General features: G+C 62.9%; 13 protein-coding genes. 5 read left to right on the top strand and 8 right to left on the bottom strand.

The window, feature by feature from the left end:
* Nucleotides 1-235: 235 nt before the first annotated feature.
* The 4 genes from HS122_15395 (at nt 236) to HS122_15380 (ending at nt 7,257) form a co-directional block, all read left to right on the top strand.
* A complete protein-coding gene (locus HS122_15395) occupies nt 236-2,323 on the top strand; it encodes a beta-galactosidase (GenBank protein ID MBE7539779.1) in 2,088 nt (695 codons plus the stop codon).
* 420 nt (nt 2,324-2,743) lie between these two features.
* On the top strand, nt 2,744-6,070 hold the full coding sequence (locus HS122_15390; GenBank protein ID MBE7539778.1) for a ribonucleoside-diphosphate reductase subunit alpha: 3,327 nt from the start codon (nt 2,744-2,746) through the stop codon (nt 6,068-6,070).
* A gap of 709 nt (nt 6,071-6,779) precedes the next feature.
* Nucleotides 6,780-7,040 (top strand): type II toxin-antitoxin system HicB family antitoxin, encoded by a 261-nt coding sequence (locus tag HS122_15385; GenBank protein MBE7539777.1) that lies wholly within the window; start codon nt 6,780-6,782, stop codon nt 7,038-7,040.
* Nucleotides 7,033-7,257, top strand: coding sequence for a type II toxin-antitoxin system HicA family toxin (locus HS122_15380; protein ID MBE7539776.1), 225 nt, complete (start codon nt 7,033-7,035; stop codon nt 7,255-7,257). Before HS122_15385 ends, HS122_15380 begins: the two co-directional genes overlap by 8 nt.
* Before the next feature lie 380 nt (nt 7,258-7,637).
* Here HS122_15380 and HS122_15375 read toward each other — a convergent pair whose 3' ends face one another.
* From HS122_15375 to HS122_15345, 7 genes are all read right to left on the bottom strand, one after another.
* Complete coding sequence (locus HS122_15375) at nt 7,638-10,268, bottom strand: U32 family peptidase (protein MBE7539775.1); 2,631 nt, start codon at nt 10,266-10,268, stop codon at nt 7,638-7,640.
* Nucleotides 10,269-10,273: 5 nt separating this feature from the next.
* On the bottom strand, nt 10,274-10,669 hold the full coding sequence (locus HS122_15370) for a hypothetical protein (GenBank protein MBE7539774.1): 396 nt from the start codon (nt 10,667-10,669) through the stop codon (nt 10,274-10,276).
* Entirely contained in the window at nt 10,648-11,031 is a 384-nt protein-coding gene (locus HS122_15365) for a phage holin family protein (protein MBE7539773.1), read from the bottom strand. The genes HS122_15370 and HS122_15365 overlap by 22 nt, the downstream gene beginning before the upstream one ends.
* Before the next feature lie 130 nt (nt 11,032-11,161).
* Complete coding sequence (locus HS122_15360; GenBank protein MBE7539772.1) at nt 11,162-11,470, bottom strand: DUF883 domain-containing protein; 309 nt, start codon at nt 11,468-11,470, stop codon at nt 11,162-11,164.
* Between the two features lie 181 nt (nt 11,471-11,651).
* Nucleotides 11,652-13,472, bottom strand: a complete 1,821-nt coding sequence (locus tag HS122_15355) for a HAMP domain-containing protein (protein MBE7539771.1) — start codon at nt 13,470-13,472, stop codon at nt 11,652-11,654.
* A gap of 31 nt (nt 13,473-13,503) precedes the next feature.
* Nucleotides 13,504-14,838, bottom strand: a complete 1,335-nt coding sequence (locus tag HS122_15350) for a sigma-54-dependent Fis family transcriptional regulator (protein ID MBE7539770.1) — start codon at nt 14,836-14,838, stop codon at nt 13,504-13,506.
* 213 nt (nt 14,839-15,051) lie between these two features.
* Nucleotides 15,052-15,252, bottom strand: coding sequence for a DUF1328 domain-containing protein (locus HS122_15345; protein MBE7539769.1), 201 nt, complete (start codon nt 15,250-15,252; stop codon nt 15,052-15,054).
* A 252-nt stretch (nt 15,253-15,504) separates the two neighbouring features.
* On the opposite strand from HS122_15345, the gene HS122_15340 reads away from it, so the two are divergent.
* Nucleotides 15,505-16,770, top strand: a complete 1,266-nt coding sequence (locus tag HS122_15340; protein MBE7539768.1) for a nucleoside monophosphate kinase — start codon at nt 15,505-15,507, stop codon at nt 16,768-16,770.
* 4 nt (nt 16,771-16,774) lie between these two features.
* Here HS122_15340 and HS122_15335 read toward each other — a convergent pair whose 3' ends face one another.
* Entirely contained in the window at nt 16,775-17,929 is a 1,155-nt protein-coding gene (locus HS122_15335; GenBank protein ID MBE7539767.1) for an ABC transporter permease, read from the bottom strand.
* Nucleotides 17,930-17,950 lie beyond the last annotated feature (21 nt).

Genomic DNA, 17,950 nt, shown 5'->3' with positions numbered 1-17,950 from the left:
GATCCTTGAGATGACTGCGGGCTGGAATCCCGAGCCACCCTTCCTTCCCTCCTCTGCGTCGCGTCTTCGCGTGAAACCATTCCGACGGCGTTACGCGTCACGCGTCCCCAGGTCACGACGGAGCGTGCCCCTCCAGGTGAACGGGGCTCCTCTGATCCGGCTTGCATCCGCGCCATCTGTGTTCCCCTCCGACTTCGACCTTCCGCTCCGCTGCACTTCGGCTACACTCTCCAGAATGCCCCTTCACCAGAAATTCCTCCTTCAATTCGGCCTTGTCGCTGCCGCCTCCCGATTCTCCATTGGCGCATTTGCCGTCGGAGCCACCGACGCACGGTTCCCCTTCCTCATTCCCGGCGATGACGCTTCGCCATCAATCACCAATCTGGCCGCCCTGTCCCCCCAGCCCGCCGGCACCGATGGATTTGTCCGCATTCGCGACGGCCACTTTCACACCGACTCCGGTCGGCTGAAAATCTGGGGCGTCAACACAACCTTCGACGCAAATTTTCCTTCAAACGCAGATGCGGAAAAAGTCGCCGCGCACCTCGCAAAACTGGGCGTCAACGGCGTGCGCATCCACCACCACGACGGCGCGCCCGCACCGCGCGGCATCTGGGCGCCACGAGTTGACGGACAGCGGAAGTTTTCTCCGGAACAGGTCGCGCGGCTCGACTACCACCTCGCGCAGCTCCATCGCCACGGCATCTACGCCAACCTCAACCTGCATGTCAGCCGCTCCATAACCGCGGAGGAGGGTTACTCGCGCGAAGGCCTTCCCCACAAGACGCGCTACGACAAATACCTGCTCTATTTCGAACCGCGGGCGCAGGCCAGACTCAAGGAGTTTTGCCGCGACTACCTTCTCCACAAGAACCCCTACCGCGGCCTGCGACGCGTCGACGATCCGGCCATCGCAATGATCGAGATCACAAACGAAAACGCCTTCAGCAGAACCGGCCCCGAACTCGCCGCGGAACTGCCCGAACCCTTCCGGGGCGAGTTCAAACGACTGTGGAACGACTGGCTCGCGCGCACCTACCGCACGACTGCTGCGCTGCAACAAGCCTGGAGCAGCGGCGGCCGGAACGCGCTGCCGGATGCCCAGAGCATCGAGGCTCATTCGATCGAGATCCCCACCAAGGACTCGAGCGAGGCGGCCAGGCTCGACGCAAAACGATTCATGATCGACCGCGAGGAGGTGTTCTTCCGCGACATGGTGGACTTCCTGAAAAAAGATCTCGGCGTTCGCGTGCCCATCACCACATCGCAGATCACCTACCTGTCCCCGAAGGTTGTCGCCGACACCGCCGACTATGCCGACGTGCACGCCTACTGGCAGCACCCGCGCTTTCCCAACCGCCCCTGGGACCCCGAGGACTGGGTCATCCGCAATGTCGCCATGGAAACGGCACCCGACACCGCCGCCATCCTCGCCCGCGCCCCCTGGCGGCTGCTCGACCGACCGTTCACGTTTTCGGAATGGAATATTCCCGAACCGAATGATTACGCCGCCAGCACAGTGCCATACGCCGCTCTTGTCGCTTCACTGCAGGACTGGGATGGCGTCTTCTTTTTCCAGTACGTCAACGACGGGAAAAAATGGTACGGCGACAGCATTTCGGGCTACTTCTCGTTCAACGGCCAGCCCGTGAAACTCGCCCTTCTCACCGCATGCGCGCAGCTTTTCCGGCGCGGCGATCTGCCTCCATTGACCGATACCGCTGCCGGCACATTTGACAACATGGTGTCCCCCACGATGGCGATCAGCCACCGCATCGGCATCGACCCGCAAGCGGCCCAACCATCGCGCATGGCTGCGCCCTCAGACAAGCGCCTCTCCACGCCCGACGGACGGGTGGTGTGGGACGCCACGAAGCCGAAGGAAGCACACGTGGTCGTGAACACCCCGGCAACGCGCGCCGCCTGGGGCTTCGTCGGCAACCAGCGCCTCCAGCTCGGCGATGTCGAATTCGCAGTCGGACCCGTTGACCGCAACTACGCCGTCATCGTGCTGACAAGCATGGACGGCAGGCCGGTCGGGAGCACCACTCAGGCGCTGCTGACGGCGGTCGGTTCCGCATCCAACCGCGACATGAAATGGAATTCGGCGCGCACCTCTGTCGGTCGCAACTGGGGCACCGGACCCGCCGTGGCGAACGGCGTCCCCCTCGAAATCACCTTGCCGCGTCCCGGGGCGCGTGTCTTTGCCCTCGACGGGCGAGGACACCGTTTGAATGAGGTAAAAGCCGCAGACGCCGGCAAAGGCGCACATTTCAAGCTTGGCCCCGATCAGCGCACACTCTGGTACGAGATAGCCTGGTAGCGGCCACGGCAAATCTCCTGCCGGCTCCTTCGCCAGCCCTGTGAGCCCCTTGCGCCCGCTTCCAAAGGCGGACGCAACTCAACCACAATGGATTGTGGTGGACGACCCGGGCGCGCACAACCCGTTGTAAAATTTTTGGATTTCGGGCGATCCTTCGCTTGACGCGATCAGCGTAAAAGCGTGTGATCCGCCGCTCCCTTGGATCCCGCGCGGGGGGTCCTTCCAAGCTCACTCAACTCTCGATTTCGATCCCCATTACGCGCTGCGAAGGCCGCCGGTATTTGCCATGCCCGCCAAGTTTTTTCGCCCTCTGGATCATTCATCGAAGTCGTCCCGCACCCTCGCGTCCTCACATTCTCGTCCCTTTCCCGGCCGCCTCCAGCGCTTCAACTGCAAAGTTCCACCATCCGCACAGCACGAATGAACTCCACGCTCTCCCACGATCTCGCCCTCAAACGCACCGTTCACACCCCCGTCGATCAAAAACCCCATTTTGCCTGGCGCGATGTCCTTGCCGGCGAGTCACTCAGCGTGCCGCCAATCGTCCTGATCTGCCCGCACGGCGAGGAACGCTTCGATGCGAGCGAAGTGGCCGACACGCTCGGCAAATCGCTGACCAACGTCCTTCTCGCCCGGGGCGAAAAGGAAATTTTCACCGCGTCCAACCGCGCCTGGGTCGTCGGCGTTGTGCGCGAGCTGCTGGGCACGCTCACCACGGAGGCCAAGCGGCAGACTCCTCTCAAGCTCACGCTCAATGCGCTGTATGAGCTCATCGAGAAGACACTGGTCGACAACAACGCCTACGACGTAGCAAAGAGCCTCCTCCTGAACCGCAGCCGCAAGCTTGCCATCGAGCGCGCATCCGCCGCGCAGAGCCAGATGCGGGTCATCCGGCGCAATCACCAGGTGGTCCCTTTCGTCGAGCAGAAGATCGAGATCGCGATCCGCAAGTGCTTCCTATCGCTCCAACGCGACTCCGCTCCCGCAGTGGCGATCTCCCAGGCGGTTTCCACCCGGGTCCAGGCCTCAAAGCAGACCTTCATTCACATCGAGGAGATCCAGGACATCGTTCAGGAGGAACTCATGAAGTCAGGTCACTTCAAGGTGGCCGAAGCCTACATCCTCTACCGCGCCGAACGAGCCGCCTCCCGCGAACAATCCCCTGATGCGGCCCCCGACGCTCAGGCACCCGCCCCCGCCCAGGGACAGGAAACCATGGTGGTCGTCAAGCGGTCGAATGGAGAAACCATTTTCTGGGACGGCGTCGACCTGCGCCGGCGCATCGAGTTCGCACGCATCGGCCTCGACCTCTGCCTGACGAACGAAGAGATCGAAGCCGAGCTGCGCCGTTCGGTGTTCGACCAGATTTCGCAACGCGACCTCGATGCCACGATCATCCTGAATTCCAAAACGCTGATCGAACGCGACGCCGATTTCGCCCGGTTCGCCGGACGCATCCAGCTTTCCTACATCTACGAGGAGGTCCTCGGGTGGGACATCGTGCGCGACGGCATCGGCGCGCTGCGCGCGTTTCACCAGCGTGCCTTCCGCAAGTGCATCGAGCATGGTGTCGCCATCAAGCGCCTCAACCCGCGCCTCCTCGACTACGACCTCAACCGCCTCTCGCTCGCCCTCGATCCCTCCGCCGATCTCGAGTTCGACTTCCTCGGCATCCAGACGATCTACGACCGCTACCTGATCATCGACAAAACCCGGAAGCCGTCGCGCCGCATCGAAACGCCGCAGTTCTTCTGGATGCGCGTCGCGATGGGGCTTTTCCTCGACGAGCCCAGCGACCGCGAATCCTGGGTCACCGGACTCTACGATCTCTACCGCAGCCGCCGCTTCTGCAGCTCCACTCCCACGCTCTTCAATTCGGGCACCCTCTACTCGCAGCTCTCGTCCTGCTACCTCTACTACGTGGACGACTCTCTCGAGGGAATCATGTACCGCGGCATCGCCGAGAACGCCCAGCTTTCCAAATGGGCCGGCGGTCTCGGCGGCTCCTGGACAGCGGTGCGCGGCACCGGCGCCTACATCGGCGGCACAAACGGCGAATCCCAGGGCGTCATTCCCTTCCTCAAGCTGCACAACGACCAGCTCGTCGCCGTCAACCAGGGCGGCAAACGCAAGGGCTCCGGCTGCGCCTACCTCGAGTCCTGGCACAACGACATCTTCGAGTTTCTCGAGCTGCGCAAGAACACGGGCGACGACCGTCGCCGCACCCACGACATGAACACCGCCAACTGGGTGCCGGACCTCTTCATGAAGCGCATGGAGGCGCGCGAACCCTGGACGCTTTTTCGCTCCAACGAGGTCAAGGACCTTCACGAGCTCTACGGGAAAAAGTTCGAGGAGGCCTACATCCGCTACGAAAAACTCGCGGAGGAGGGCAAAATTTTCGGCCAGAAAATCGAGGCGCTCGAACTCTGGAAGAAGATGCTCTCGATGCTTTTTGAAACGGGGCATCCGTGGATCACCTTCAAGGACGCCTGCAATGTGCGCTCGCCGCAGGATCATGTCGGGGTGATCCACTCGTCGAACCTCTGCACCGAGATCACCCTCAACACCTCCAACGAGGAAACCGCCGTCTGCAATCTCGGCTCAGTCATCCTTGACACGCATCTCCTCCCCGACGGCTCGATCGATCACCCCCGGCTGCGCGAGACCATCCGCCTAGCCGTGCGTGCGCTCGACAATGTCATCGACATCAATTTCTACCCGACCAAGGCCGCCGAGACCTCAAACCGCCGCCACCGTCCGATCGGCCTCGGCGTGATGGGACTCGCCCACGCGCTCTACCTGCGCGGCGAGGCATTCGCCTCCCAGCAGGCCGTCGAATTCAACGACGAGGCCATGGAGGCGATCGCCTTCCACGCCTACGAGGCCTCCTCCGATCTCGCCGCAGAACGCGGCCGCTACTCCTCCTATGCGGGATCGAAATGGGACCGCGGCATCCTCCCGCAGGACACCCTCGATCTCCTCGAGCAGGAGCGCGGCGTAAGCGTCGAGGTGCCCCGTGGCGGGAAACTCGACTGGAGCCCCCTGCGCGAGAAGATTGCAAGGCAGGGCATGCGCAACAGCAACGTGCTCGCCATCGCGCCCACCGCCACGATCTCCAACATCACCGCCACGTCCCCCTGCATCGAGCCGACCTACAAGAATCTCTTCGTCAAATCCAACCTGTCGGGCGAGTTCATCGTGCTGAATCCCTTCCTCGTGAAGGACCTCAAGCTGCGCGGACTCTGGAACCAGGAGATGATCGACAACCTCAAGTATTTCGACGGCGAACTGCACGACATCGAGACCGTCCCCGCCGACCTCAAGGAGAAATACCTCACCGCCTTCGGCATTGATCCCAAGTGGGTCATCGACGCCGCCGCCCGGCGCCAGAAGTGGATCGACCAGTCCCAGAGTGTGAATCTCTGGATGGGCACGCCCGACCTGAAAACCCTGAGCCACATGTACCGCCATGCCTGGCACACGGGCCTCAAGACCACGTACTACCTCCGCTCGCTCAGCGCCTCCAACATCGAAAAGGCCACCGTCGCCGCAAAGAAGGAAGTGCGCATCGGCTCGATCGCCACGACTGCCGGCACATCGGACTCGAATCCACCGTCCCCCCGCCATGCAGCCCCCGACGCCAGCCCATCCAAGGCCGACAGACGCGAGTACACCGCGGAAGAAAAGACAGCTTGCAGCCTCGAAGCCATGCGCAACGGCGGCGAATGCGAAGCCTGCCAGTGAACAAATTTGAAGCACTGCCTGCAACCAGTTGTTTCCGCAACCGACCGTCGTCAGGCGTTGTTGATACCACTTCCAATCGGTGCAAAGCAGCCGTTTCTCGCGGGTCACCCGATATCTGGTGACAACGATTCTTTGAGAGGCGCAATATCGGATCGCAGCAATGGCCGGACTGTACCTGCGATGAAAGTTTGCGGAAAGTCGGATAGACTGACCCGGTCTGGGAGCACAGAATTTTCAGCCGCAGATTTCGCCGATGCACGCAGATTTCCGGATGCAGCGATTCCATCCCATCCGCGAAAATCCGCGCCATCTGCGGATCCCACCCCATCGTTCTGTACTGTCCTCCCGGGCAGGCCCTTCCCCAAGGCAGGTCACGACGAAGCGTGCCCCTCCATCGTACTCGAAACATTATCATTCTCTCCCTTCTCTCCCTTCTCCGCGTGCTCCGCGCCTCCGCGTGAAAAATTGTCCGGCGCTGTTACGCGTCGCGCGTCCCTTGGTCACGACGAAGCGTGCCCCTCCAGAGGAGTTGAATATCGCCCCTCCAAGGGAGGGGAATATCGCGTCTCCAGGGGAACCAAGACCCCATCTTCCTGCGTTCCGCTCATTCTCATCCGGCCGGCGACTGGGACACCCCATCGGCGTCATTGTCATGGCTCTGACTCTTCACAAGGCTTGCTGGAGGCTGGCGTCGCGATAGTGTGAGGGCATGAAAGCGAATTGGATCGAGCGTGGCGGACAGGTAATTGATCTGCCCAATTTCTCCGCGGTGATCGAGAAGGACGGCTCATGGTTCGTCTCGCACTGCCCGGAACTTGGCGTGGCAAGCCAGGGCAGGACACGCACGGAGGCCCACCAGATGCTGGCCGAAGCCGTCAAACTTTGGCTCGAGTCGGCCAGCGGAGCAGAAATCAAGCGGCGCTTGCGGACCGGTGCCCGAGTACGACCCCTGACACTCGTTCATGCCTAAGCTGCGGCCGCTGCCATCGACGGAAATCTGCCGCATCCTCGCGGCACATGGCTTCGTGCGGGAACGGCAGTCCGGCAGTCACATCATCATGAAACGACAGTTACCCGCAGGCGACAGCGCCACCGTGCCTGTGCCCAACCATCGCGAGGTCGCGAAGGGCACGCTCAGGTCCATCATCGCCTTGAGTGGACTCGACGACCGGTTGTTCCGAAAGTAATGCGGTTCCGCAATACTTCAAAAGAGCACCTTCCCGCCCTTCAACCTGCTGGCATGTTCGCCGAGGTGTTTTTCCTGCAAAGAGCGAATCGACAGGCTCACCTCACTTCAGCAATTTTTTGGAAGTCGGATAGGCTGACCCGATTTGGCCCCCGAATGTTCATCCGCAGATTTCGCCGATGCACGCAGATTTCCGGATGCAGCGATTCCATCCCATCCGTGAAAATCCGCGCCATCTGCGGATCCCACCCCATCGTTCTGTATTGTCCTCCCGGGCAGGCCCTTCCCCAAGGCAGGTCACGACGAAGCGTGCCCCTCCAGGGGAGCGGAATATCGCGTCTTCCATGCCCGAGCGGAAAAGAATCGATCCGCTCCGGGGGTTCAGCTCTTTCTACGGACGACCTGCGGTGCGGCCTCCATCTGGCCGCGGGTGACGCCAATCTGGTTGATCAGCTTCAGCTCGCGCCAGAGGTCCGCGCCGGAGATCACGCCGCTCAGGAGCTGCGCATACCGCGTCACCGTCCGAAAGACCTCGTCGGCGCCTTCATTGAGGAATTCCACGCGAAATGAGCGCGCGCCAAGCTCCTGGAATCGACCGGTAAATTCCGCGCCGGTCTGCGCGCGGTTGTTGAAGACCGTGTTGCGGCATCCCGCGTCCGCCTTGAGCGGCAGCTCCGCGCCCACCCGATCCTTGAGCACCACGCGGTGCGTGTCGCAGGGGCGTCCGCAGTCGCGATAGTCCCTGCCCGAGGACAGAAACGCGCAGAACACGCAGTGCTCCATGTGAAACATCGGCATGTGCTGGTGAATCGTCAGGTCGAACCATCCGGCCGGAGCCGCGCGCAGGAGTGACTCCACCTGCGACACATTCAGGTCATAACTCGCCGTCACGCGTTCGAGTCCGTACCGCCGGATGAAATACTCCGCCGTCAGCGGATTGGCCACATTGAGCGAGAAGTCACCGCGCCTGCGGTCATTCGCAAAGAACGCGAGGTGATCGTGGTTGCGCACGAGATAGCCGTCGGCCTCACAGGATCTCACCTGCTTCAGGATCCACTCCTCGCCGGTCTTGAAAATGCGCGGCGGCGCCACCCAGATCGACGACGCCTGCACCCCGGCGCCACCCGCCGACTGGAGACCGCGAAACTCCGCGACGACGTCGCGATAGTGCTTCGGATTCTCGAACTCGCAGTAGATCGTGCGCGCCCCCGCCCGCCACGCCGGCTCCAGTTGAGCACGCTCGCGAATGGTCGCGATCAACTCCGGCGGACGGTCCGCGCCATTCACCGCGATCGAATCCTGCGCGACCTTTGTCACCTCCCGCCCGCAGTCATTCAGCGTCCATCGATGCGGCTGCGCCCGCAGAGCCTCAAGCGCGGCCACCGCCTCGCGTCGCAGGCGGTTGAGCTCGCTGAGGGGAAGCATCACCTCGCCTTCGAGATGACAATCGAGCCTGTCCAGTTTGAACGGAGTCCCTCCGAGACGCGACAACTGGGCCGTCAGCGTACCCTCGTTCAGTGGCTGCGTCTGCGCAGGCTCGAGAACCATGCCGGACTCTCGCTTCACCACATGGCCCTGCCCGTCGTCGAGGAGAAGCGTCAGAGGTGCATTCACGCGGCCATGAACTTGCGCCACGATCTGGCGCTGAAACCGCACCTTGTCGCCGGCGAACGTCGCCCGCACCTCGCGGTCGAGCGCGGGGTCGTTCGTTTTCCAGAGGCGGTTTCCGGCCTTCACACGCCTGAAATCGATGTCGCCGTGGCCGAATCGCAGCCTCGCCTCGCCGCTCTTGATCTCGACCTGATAAACGCGTCCCCCCTCTTCGCGCACATCCGGAGTCCCCGCGTCAAACACCACGCCATCCCCCGGCTTGAGCGGCGCGTTCAGCCTGAGCGAAACGGAATCGCCCGAAACCCGCTCGACCGTTCCGAGAAACACGCCGCGCTTCGTGCCGAACCTTCCATGCGCCAGCCGCTGGTTGTCGATCCCGCGAAACCATCCGGTGTAAAGTCCGCGCGAGAACGACATCTCCAGTTCGTAGCGATCCTTCGCTCCCTGAACTTCGACAGCTCCGCTCCGCCTTTCGGAATCGTCCGGCAATGCGTCGCGCGCCCCGCTTTCCGCAGCCTGCCGCACGGCGCGATCCAGCGCCCCGCGATAAACCCGCGTGATGCTGGCGACATACTCGGGGCTTTTGAGCCTGCCTTCGATCTTCAGCGAGGCCACGCCCGCGCGTATCAGGTCCGGCAATACATCGATGCCGGCCAGGTCCTGCGGACTGAGCAGGTACCGGCGGTCGCCGAGATCCACCTTCACGCCGTCCGACCACAACTCGTAGGGCAGCCGGCAGGCCTGCGCGCATTCGCCGCGGTTCGCCGAGCGTCCACCGAGGGCTTCGCTTGTCAGGCACTGCCCGGAATACGCCACGCAAAGCGCACCGTGGACAAACACCTCCAGCGGCAGCGACGCGGAGCCGCCACCCAGCGCGGTCTGGATCTTCTCGATCTCCGCGATCGAGTTCTCCCGGGCGAGCACGACAAGCTGCGCGCCGAGCTCCCGCGCAAAGGCCACGCCCGCCGCGCTCGTCACGGTCATCTGGGTCGACGTGTGGATCGGAAAATCGGGCGACAGCGACCGTATCAGCCGGCAGATCCCCACATCCTGCACGATCGCCGCATCGACACCCGCGGCGATGATGCCGCGCAGATAGTCCGCCGCGTCCTCGAGCTCCGACGTGAAGACCAGCGTGTTGAACGTCACATACCCGCGAACCCCGCGCCGATGCAGGTACGCCATCAATTCGGGAAGGTCCGCCTGCGTGAAATTCTTCGCGCGCATCCGCGCATTGAAGCGCTCCAGGCCGAAATAGATCGCATCCGCCCCATTCTCCACCGCAGCCCGGACGCATTCCCAGTCCCCCGCCGGTGCCAGCAGTTCCGGAGGAGCAACCTTTCGGCTCTGCTCTCGCGAGACAGTCGATCCATCGAGGACGTTCACCGTTTCGGCATCCATGGGGTTCAGGCTGAACCGCGCCCCAACCCCGCCCGGCGTCGCTTCACGAGGCCTTCCGCATCCTGCTGCGAGGGCACCCGAAACGTCCGGGGCGGTGCTCCATCCTTCAGGGGAAACGCCCGCCTCGCGAGTTTCAGGATGACAGGGGCCCACAACAGCGCCCGTGCGCGCCAGGGCATCCGCCGCAGGAGGGCGCGTTGGGCAAGGTATCCGAGCGACCCGGTCGCCAGACGAACTCCCCAGGGCAGCGTCAGCCATCTGGCCTGCATCGCATCGATCCAGCCGACGGGCCGCAGCACCTGGCGGAGGTCGGCCGCCAGGTCGACTCGTTGCAGTCGAATGCGCATGCGCAGGACCGCCTTCCGGCGTTCAAGCAGGGTCAGTTCTTTCCGCGGAAACATGAACGATCCTCGTCGAGTTCCTGAAGCGTCGCATCGAAAGGACGCGGCTGGCGCGCCAGGTAGCGCTTGAACGCAACCACGATCACGACAAACGCGACCAGGTAGAATCCCGCCAGCGACGCCAGGGCGAGCAGCGGCGAGCTCTTCCACAACCAGAAAGCCAGCGCGAGACTGCAGAATGCCAGAGCCATCACCCCCGTGAACAATGCCGCGGTGATCCAGATCAGAAACTGGAGCAGCCTGAACTTCTCCTGCTGGAGCTCGACCGAAAGCAACGTGAGCCGCGCCTGCACAACGCCCAGCACCTTGTCGCCAAGGGAGCGAAGCGACTGCATGAATCCGTTGGAGGATGTGCTGTCCATGTGATTTCGGAAGAATCAGCGGAGGGTGAAATGGGCCGCCTGTGACACCGGAAGCCACGCGACAGTCTGGCGGACGGAGAGTCTCCGCAACGTCACAATGTCTGCCTGCCGCAAAGGTGTCGCGCCTGCCCTACCGTCCCCGGCGGAGAAGCGCGCCGATCAGCACGCCGACACCGAGCGCGATGGCCAGCGATTCATACGGATGCGCGCGTATGGCCTCATCGGTCCTGCGGGCTCCTTCGCTCACCTTCTCCTTGGCGGTTTCATACAGATCAGAAAGTCGCTCCTGCGCATCGGCCAGCCGCTCGCGCAACTGCTCCATCTTGTCGCGCGCATGATCGGTGATGTCGCCGCCCATCAGCCCCTCGGCTTCGGCTACAAGCGCGCGAAGTTCGTCGAGCAGGGCATCGGGAGTCTGGGATGATTTTGATTTGGCCATGGTGATTGTTTCTGAATGTTTCGGCGGTTGCGGCGTCGGAGCTTTTGTGACCGGGAGATTGCGTGGTTGCCTGCCGCAGGACCGGATCGCTGGCGTCGAGATTTGATCGACAGCCAAGCAATCCGGAAATGTGACGTCCGAAGCTATTCAAGCTGTCGCATCTGTAAAGGGCAACCGCGCTTCAAGCAGGGCTTTCGCCATGATCCCGCATAGGCAGATTGAAATGAAAATCGCTTCCTTGTCCCAATTCGCTGCTGCAGCCGATCGATCCTCCGTGGGCAACGACGATTTCGCGTGAAATGCTGAGACCGAGTCCCGCCCCCTTCACCTGCTCCGTGCGCTCTCCCGGCACGCGATAGAATCGTTCGAAAATCCGCCCCAGGCTCTCCGGAGGTATCCCGGGACCTTCGTCACGAACGCCAAAACGCATGAACCCGCCCTCCTCCGCCCGGGCATACAGCGTGATCCTCGAGCGGTGCGGCGAGTACTTCGATGCATTGGCGAGGAGGTTGATGAACACGTGTCGGATACGCTCGCGGTCCACCCAGGCAAGACCCACCTGCGGCGGGCATTCGACCACGAGCGTCTGTTCCGCGGAATCCAGGATCGGATGAATTTCCGCAGCCATTTCACGAAGTAGCGCCTCGACATCAACCTCGACGCGGTTGATCTGCGACACACCGCTTTCAAGTCGCGAGAGGTCGAGCAGGTCGTTGATGATCCGCAGCAGCCGGTCCGCACCCTCCCTCGCGGTTTCAAGCAGCTCCTTCTGCTCCGGCGAAACCGCGCCGAGATTGGGCTCAAGCAGCAGGTAAACCGCCAGGCGCAGGCTCGTCAGCGGAGTCTTCAGCTCGTGTGAAACCGTGCCCACCAGGTTGCTCTTCGCGTCGTCGAGCAGGCGGAATTTGGTGACATCCTGAAGAATGACGGCCGCACCTTCCTTTCCCGTGATCGCATCGTGGATGGCGAGCGTGCGCGGCAGGTAGTACCGATCCTCTTTCCCTGAGCGCAGCGACACCACCTGGTCATAACCCGACGGCACATCATGCCGGCCCGACGCAATCACGCGGCGCACGCGTTCCACGAGCGGTGCCGGCAGCATGGGCTCCGCAAGGCCGATCGCACGTGCTGCGGGATTTACAAGCTCGATGCCGCCCTCCCGCGAGACGACTACCACGGGATCGGGCGATGCGGTCAGCGTCGCCTGCGTCGTCCTCTGCGCACTGCGGACCTCCTCGCGCATCTCATCGCGGTAGTCGCGCAGCTTCGCCGCCATGTCATTGAACACCACCGCCAGCTGGCCAAGCTCATCATTCGAAAGGACCGGCACCTGCGTCTCCAGATTTCCATCCCCCAGCGCCTTCGCCGAAGTTGTCAGCGCCTGCACCGGCCGCAGAAGCGTCCTGGCGAGCCGATAACTCAGGTAGATCGAGAGCAGGATCCCGCCGGCCATCGCGGCCACGAGCAGGTTGATCGCCAGCCGGACCGTGCGCGAAGCGCCGGCACTCACGTCCTGGACATGCTGGTAATCCTGCACCGCCAGCTCCTCGATCGCGTTGAGCGACCTGAAAAAACGCACCTCCGCGGCGCGATAGGCGCCGAGCGCATCCACGCCACGCGCCGCACCGTTCTGCTGCGCTCGCTCGGCCTGCGCGACAAGTTCAGCCTGCGCCTGCTCGATCTTCGCCACCAGTTCCATGCGCGGCGTGCCCGCCGAAGCGATGGACTGGTCAAACAGCAGGCGCTTGAAGCGCGACTGCTCGTCGAGAAACGCCCGCCGCGCCTCGAGCGAGCTGTCGCGGCCTGCCTGCGACAGCGCCGTGTGCATGCGCGTGGCGGCGTCGCGCAGTTCGTAACCCGCGATCAGCGCGCGATAATTCTTCACAAGGTCCTGCTCAATCGCGCGCGCGAGCCCGCGGCACACATGCAGCGCATAGAATCCCATCGCCAGAAACAGCAGGAGCAGCGGCAGGAGTCCGAGATAGAGGCGTGTGCGAAGCATGATCGCGGAAACGTGAACCGCCCGCCAGGATTCAGACGAGCCCGAGGCGCTGCCGCTTGCGGTAGAGCGTCGCCGGATCGATTCCGAGAATGCGCGCCGCCTCGTCGAGATTCCGCGACACCGCAAGGATCCGCCTGATGTGTTCCGCCTCGAGTTCGTCCAGCGTGACACGCGCCCCGACGCCCAGCGTCGAGGCGGACGGCTCCTTGAACGTGTCCGGGAGTTCATCGATCTTCACGACATCGGATCCGGCCAGTATGACTGCCCGCTCCACCACATTGCGCAGTTCCCGAAGATTGCCGGGCCAGTCGTAGCGCCTGAACGCCGCCAGCACCTCTGCGGAGAACGACATCGGGGCGCGCCCCATCCGGCGCGCGAAGAAGGCGAGATAGCGACCGGCAAACCCCTCCAGATCCGCCGGCCTGTCCCTGAGTCCGGGCAGGCCCAGGGCGATCACATTGAGGCGGTAGAACAGGTCCTCGCGAAAACGCCCGGCCTTCACCTCGTCCGCCAGCGAGCGGTTGGTCGCCGCGATGACCCGCACGTTCGCGCGCCGGGGTTTCGCCTCGCCGAGGCGCTCGTACTCGCGCTCCTGCAGGAGACGGAGCAGCTTCGGCTGGATCTCGAGCGGCATCTCGCCGATCTCGTCCAGGAACAGCGTGCCGCCCTCCGCCGCAGCCACCTTGCCGAAGGTTTCATTCACCGCCCCGGTGAACGCTCCCTTTACATGGCCGAAGAGTTCGCTCTCCAGAAGCTCGCGCGACAGGCTCGGGCAGTTCACCGTGACGAAGGGCATGTCCTTCTGCGCGCTGCGCTGATGGAGCTCCCTCGCCAGCACGCTTTTGCCCGTGCCGCTGGGACCTAGAATCAGGAGAGTCGCGGGTGTCGCCGCCGCCTTGAACGCGATCTCAAGCATCGTGCGCACGGCGGGCTCGTTCGACGTGAATTCGCTTTCCGGCGATTCACTCGCCAGTTGCGACTCAAGCTGCTGCACCCGTTTCTCGAGCCGTCGGGTTTTTCCGATCTTGTCCAGCACCTGCCGGATCTGGTCGGGTGTGAAGGGCTTGGGGATGAAATCGAACGCGCCACGCCGCATCGCCTCCACCGCCGTCGCAATTGTGGCATAGGCGGTGAACATCACCACCGCGACACCCGGGTGCGCCTTCTGCAGCCGCCCGAGCAGGTCGAGCCCGTCCTCGTTCGCCAGTTTCAGGTCGAGGAAACAGACATCGCACGGCTCCTCCTCGAGGATCTTCAGGCCGCGCAGCCCGTTGGGCGCCTCAAACGGCTCATGACCCATGCTCTTTACGGCGAGCACGGTTGTTCGCCGAATTGTCGCCTCGTCATCAATGATCAGGACACGCATGGAATGGCAGAAATCCGAAGGGATGCGGATCCTGCGGCACAGTTCCCGGCTTTCGCAATCCCTCGATGAGGGTGGACTTCCCCCTGCGCTCGAAGCCAAGGCGGGGCTGCATCAAGCAGCCCCGCCAGGTCCAGCTTCAACTAACAATCCTGAGAGCCATGCCCCAGGAATTCCGGGAAATTCTGCAATCGCTTGGGAAACAACGGGCGGCAATCATCGGCTTCCCCGGGATCGCGGCTTGAGAAAGGGCGCCAGAATCGCGAGCCAGAGAAGGACGATGGCGAGTCCACGCACCCATAGACTCAGACTTTGGCCAACGGTTCCACCGGCTGCAAGACCGCCCGCAACCAAGGCCAGAAGGCCGAAGGTGATCGACCACGGGATCATCGTTGAACGCGAAAGCGACGCCATCATGGCGGCTCTGTCTGCCCTTGGCGTGCCAACTCCCTTTCTCACATCGCCAACCAACTTTGTCTTTGAGCTTTCCGCGATAATCTCATTCAACCTGCGAGAGTCCTACGCAGTCCCGTTCATGCAAAAACCCGGAGGGCATTCCCTGCTTTCCGAGAAATGCACGACTCCACCGCACATACGCTGTCTCTCTTTTTCGTTTTCTGAGTTCGCCACAGTCCAAAACATCCGCCTTCTTCGCCGTTTCGCCCGTTCATGCACGCCTCTCCGGAACGCCCCTCCGCCACTCCCGCCACTCCCGCCGCACCGACAGCTCCGGCGGCACCGGCGGCAGTGACTGCGACTAACAACAAGATCCACGATCTCGAAATCAAGGATGCTCAACTGATCTTTGACGCCGCCTGGGGCGAACTGGAGGAGGAGGTCGGACGCGAGAACCTGCGTTTCCCCAAGGAATTCATCCTTCTCGGCGGCGCCCCCGGAGCCGGCAAGGGCACCAATACGCGCTTCATCCTCAACGCGCGCGGGCTGACCTGCGACCCGATCGTCATGAGCGCGCTGCTCGACTCCCCGGAGGCGCGTCGGATCAAGAACGCCGGCGGCATGGTCGGCGATCGCGAGGTTGTCAGCCTGCTGCTGCGCGAACTGCTCCTGCCTGACTATCGTGACGGCGTCATTCTCGATGGTTTCCCACGCACGGAGGTCCAGGTCGAATGCCTCAAGCTTCTGGTCGCCCGCATCCGCGCGCTGCGCAAGGAATTCCACGGCACCGCGCTCGGCATCTATTTCCGCCAGCCCACCATTCACATCATGGTGCTCTTCGTCGACGAGAAGACCTCCGTCGAGCGCCAGCTCGCACGCGGGCGCAAGGTCAAGGCCCACAACGACGAGGTGCGCCGCACGGGGATCGGCGAGCTGCAGGAGGAGCGGACCACCGACTATGATGAAAACCTCGCCAGGCGACGCTACCGTGTTTTCAAGGAGCAGACTTGGGACGCCCTTCAGTCGCTGAAGGAGGTCTACTACTATCACTTCGTCAACGCCCAGGGCGACTTCGCCGAGGTCGAGCAGAACATCCTCAAGGAGCTGAAGTATCAGAGCTCCCTCGAACTCGATCCGAGAACCCACGACCGCGTCCGCTCGCTCCCGCTGGCCAGCCAGATCGTCGTCCATGCGCGGCAGGAACTGGTGAAGCGCCTCGATTCCTACGAACTTGGGCACACCGAACTCTTCGAGAAAATCATCCACATCATCGACAAAAAGATCATGCCGATCGTGCTCAGGCACGCGATCGCAGGCGTGGCCCTGATCAACTCAGAGGACTCCCTCTTCGATGATCCCCTCGCCCTTGCCATGCTGATCGATGTGTTCAGCGAACGCGGCTACTACGCCGTGGTCGACGTGCACCGGGTCGAGGTACCGGAAAAAGTCGACCTCGCCACAGGTGCCATCTCCTGCCGCGTCAAGAAGGTCTACCGCATCCAGATCCGCTTCCAGGGATCGGAAATCCGCCGCGGCTGACGCGCTACTCGTGGCGCAGTGCCTCGATCGGATCGAGCGACGCCGCCTTCCAGGCCGGATAGAGGCCGAAGCCCACGCCGATGGCGCTGCACACCGCCACGCCGGTGGCCGCCCAGATCCACGGAAAGACGAGCCCGGCATTGAGAACGGCGGCCACCACGTTGCCGCCCACGATTCCCAGAAGGACGCCCGCAAGTCCGCCGATGAGCGAGAGCACAACCGCCTCAATGAGAAACTGCGTGAGCACATTGCGCTTCTTCGCGCCGATGCTCTTGCGGATGCCAATCTCCTTCGTGCGCTCGGTCACGCTGACGAGCATGATGTTCATCACACCCACGCCCGATGCCAGCAGCGCGATCGCACTGATGACAAACGCCCCCACCGCCACGACTCCCGCAATCCGGTTGAAGGCCTCGATCAGCGACTCGTTGGAGAACAGCTCAAAGTCATTCGGATCCTCAGGCGCGAGCCCCCTGATCAGCCGCATCACGCCGACCGCATGATCCTGAATCGCCGCCAGTTCCTCCTGGCTGCCTGCCTGCACCGTGATCGACACCGAGCGCCCGGCCTGCCCGTAGGTCTCCAGAAACTGCGTGATCGGCACGATCGCAAAATTGTCCTGGCTCTGCCCGAACGACGATCCCTTGGTCGCTGTGACGCCAACAACCGTGTAGGTCTGTCCATCGATGCGCACCTGCCTGCCGAGCGGATCCTCGTTGATGAACAGGCGCTCCACCACGTCCGCACCGAGCACTACCACACTGCGGCCGAACTCCACGTCCTCCACGCCCAGATTGCGCCCCACCGCAATGTCGTAGTTCCGGCTCGTGACAAAATTCTCGTCCGCGCCGCCAAGCTGGATGTTCGGATTCGTGCGGCGGTCATGGTAGCTGACCACACGCCCGCCCCGCCTCAACTGCAGGCTGACATCCGCGCTATCCCCGATCATCGCCTTGAATCGCTCCGCCATCGGATACTCGATGTCGCGCCGGTTGGAAAAGCGCTGGCGGGGATCGCTGAAATTCACGGCGGGAAACTTCGTGATCTGGAATGAATTCGCCCCCAGCACGTTCAGCCCCGACTCGATGTTCGAGCGCACGCCGGAGATGATCGTCATGACACCGATCACCGAAAACACGCCGACGGTTATGCCGAGCATGGTCAGCGCGGACCTGAGTTT

It is taken from the genome of Opitutaceae bacterium (genome assembly GCA_015075305.1).
Classification (GTDB): Bacteria; Verrucomicrobiota; Verrucomicrobiia; order Opitutales; family Opitutaceae; genus UBA6669.
The sequence above is the reverse complement of the archived record's forward strand: the minus strand, read 5'-3'. Positions and strand labels throughout refer to the sequence as shown.

Excerpts from the sequence above, each read along its gene's own strand:
- HS122_15355 (MBE7539771.1), bottom strand. The coding sequence starts at position 13,472 with ATGCTTCGCACACGCCTCTATCTCGGACTCCTGCCGCTGCTCCTGCTG.
- HS122_15345 (MBE7539769.1), bottom strand. The coding sequence starts at position 15,252 with ATGATGGCGTCGCTTTCGCGTTCAACGATGATCCCGTGGTCGATCACC.
- HS122_15390 (MBE7539778.1), top strand. The coding sequence starts at position 2,744 with ATGAACTCCACGCTCTCCCACGATCTCGCCCTCAAACGCACCGTTCAC.
- HS122_15375 (MBE7539775.1), bottom strand. The coding sequence starts at position 10,268 with ATGGATGCCGAAACGGTGAACGTCCTCGATGGATCGACTGTCTCGCGA.
- HS122_15350 (MBE7539770.1), bottom strand. The coding sequence starts at position 14,838 with ATGCGTGTCCTGATCATTGATGACGAGGCGACAATTCGGCGAACAACC.
- HS122_15340 (MBE7539768.1), top strand. The coding sequence starts at position 15,505 with ATGCACGCCTCTCCGGAACGCCCCTCCGCCACTCCCGCCACTCCCGCC.
- HS122_15370 (MBE7539774.1), bottom strand. The coding sequence starts at position 10,669 with ATGTTTCCGCGGAAAGAACTGACCCTGCTTGAACGCCGGAAGGCGGTC.
- HS122_15360 (MBE7539772.1), bottom strand. The coding sequence starts at position 11,470 with ATGGCCAAATCAAAATCATCCCAGACTCCCGATGCCCTGCTCGACGAA.
- HS122_15365 (MBE7539773.1), bottom strand. The coding sequence starts at position 11,031 with ATGGACAGCACATCCTCCAACGGATTCATGCAGTCGCTTCGCTCCCTT.
- HS122_15385 (MBE7539777.1), top strand. The coding sequence starts at position 6,780 with ATGAAAGCGAATTGGATCGAGCGTGGCGGACAGGTAATTGATCTGCCC.
- HS122_15335 (MBE7539767.1), bottom strand. The coding sequence starts at position 17,929 with ATGCTCGGCATAACCGTCGGCGTGTTTTCGGTGATCGGTGTCATGACG.
- HS122_15395 (MBE7539779.1), top strand. The coding sequence starts at position 236 with ATGCCCCTTCACCAGAAATTCCTCCTTCAATTCGGCCTTGTCGCTGCC.
- HS122_15380 (MBE7539776.1), top strand. The coding sequence starts at position 7,033 with ATGCCTAAGCTGCGGCCGCTGCCATCGACGGAAATCTGCCGCATCCTC.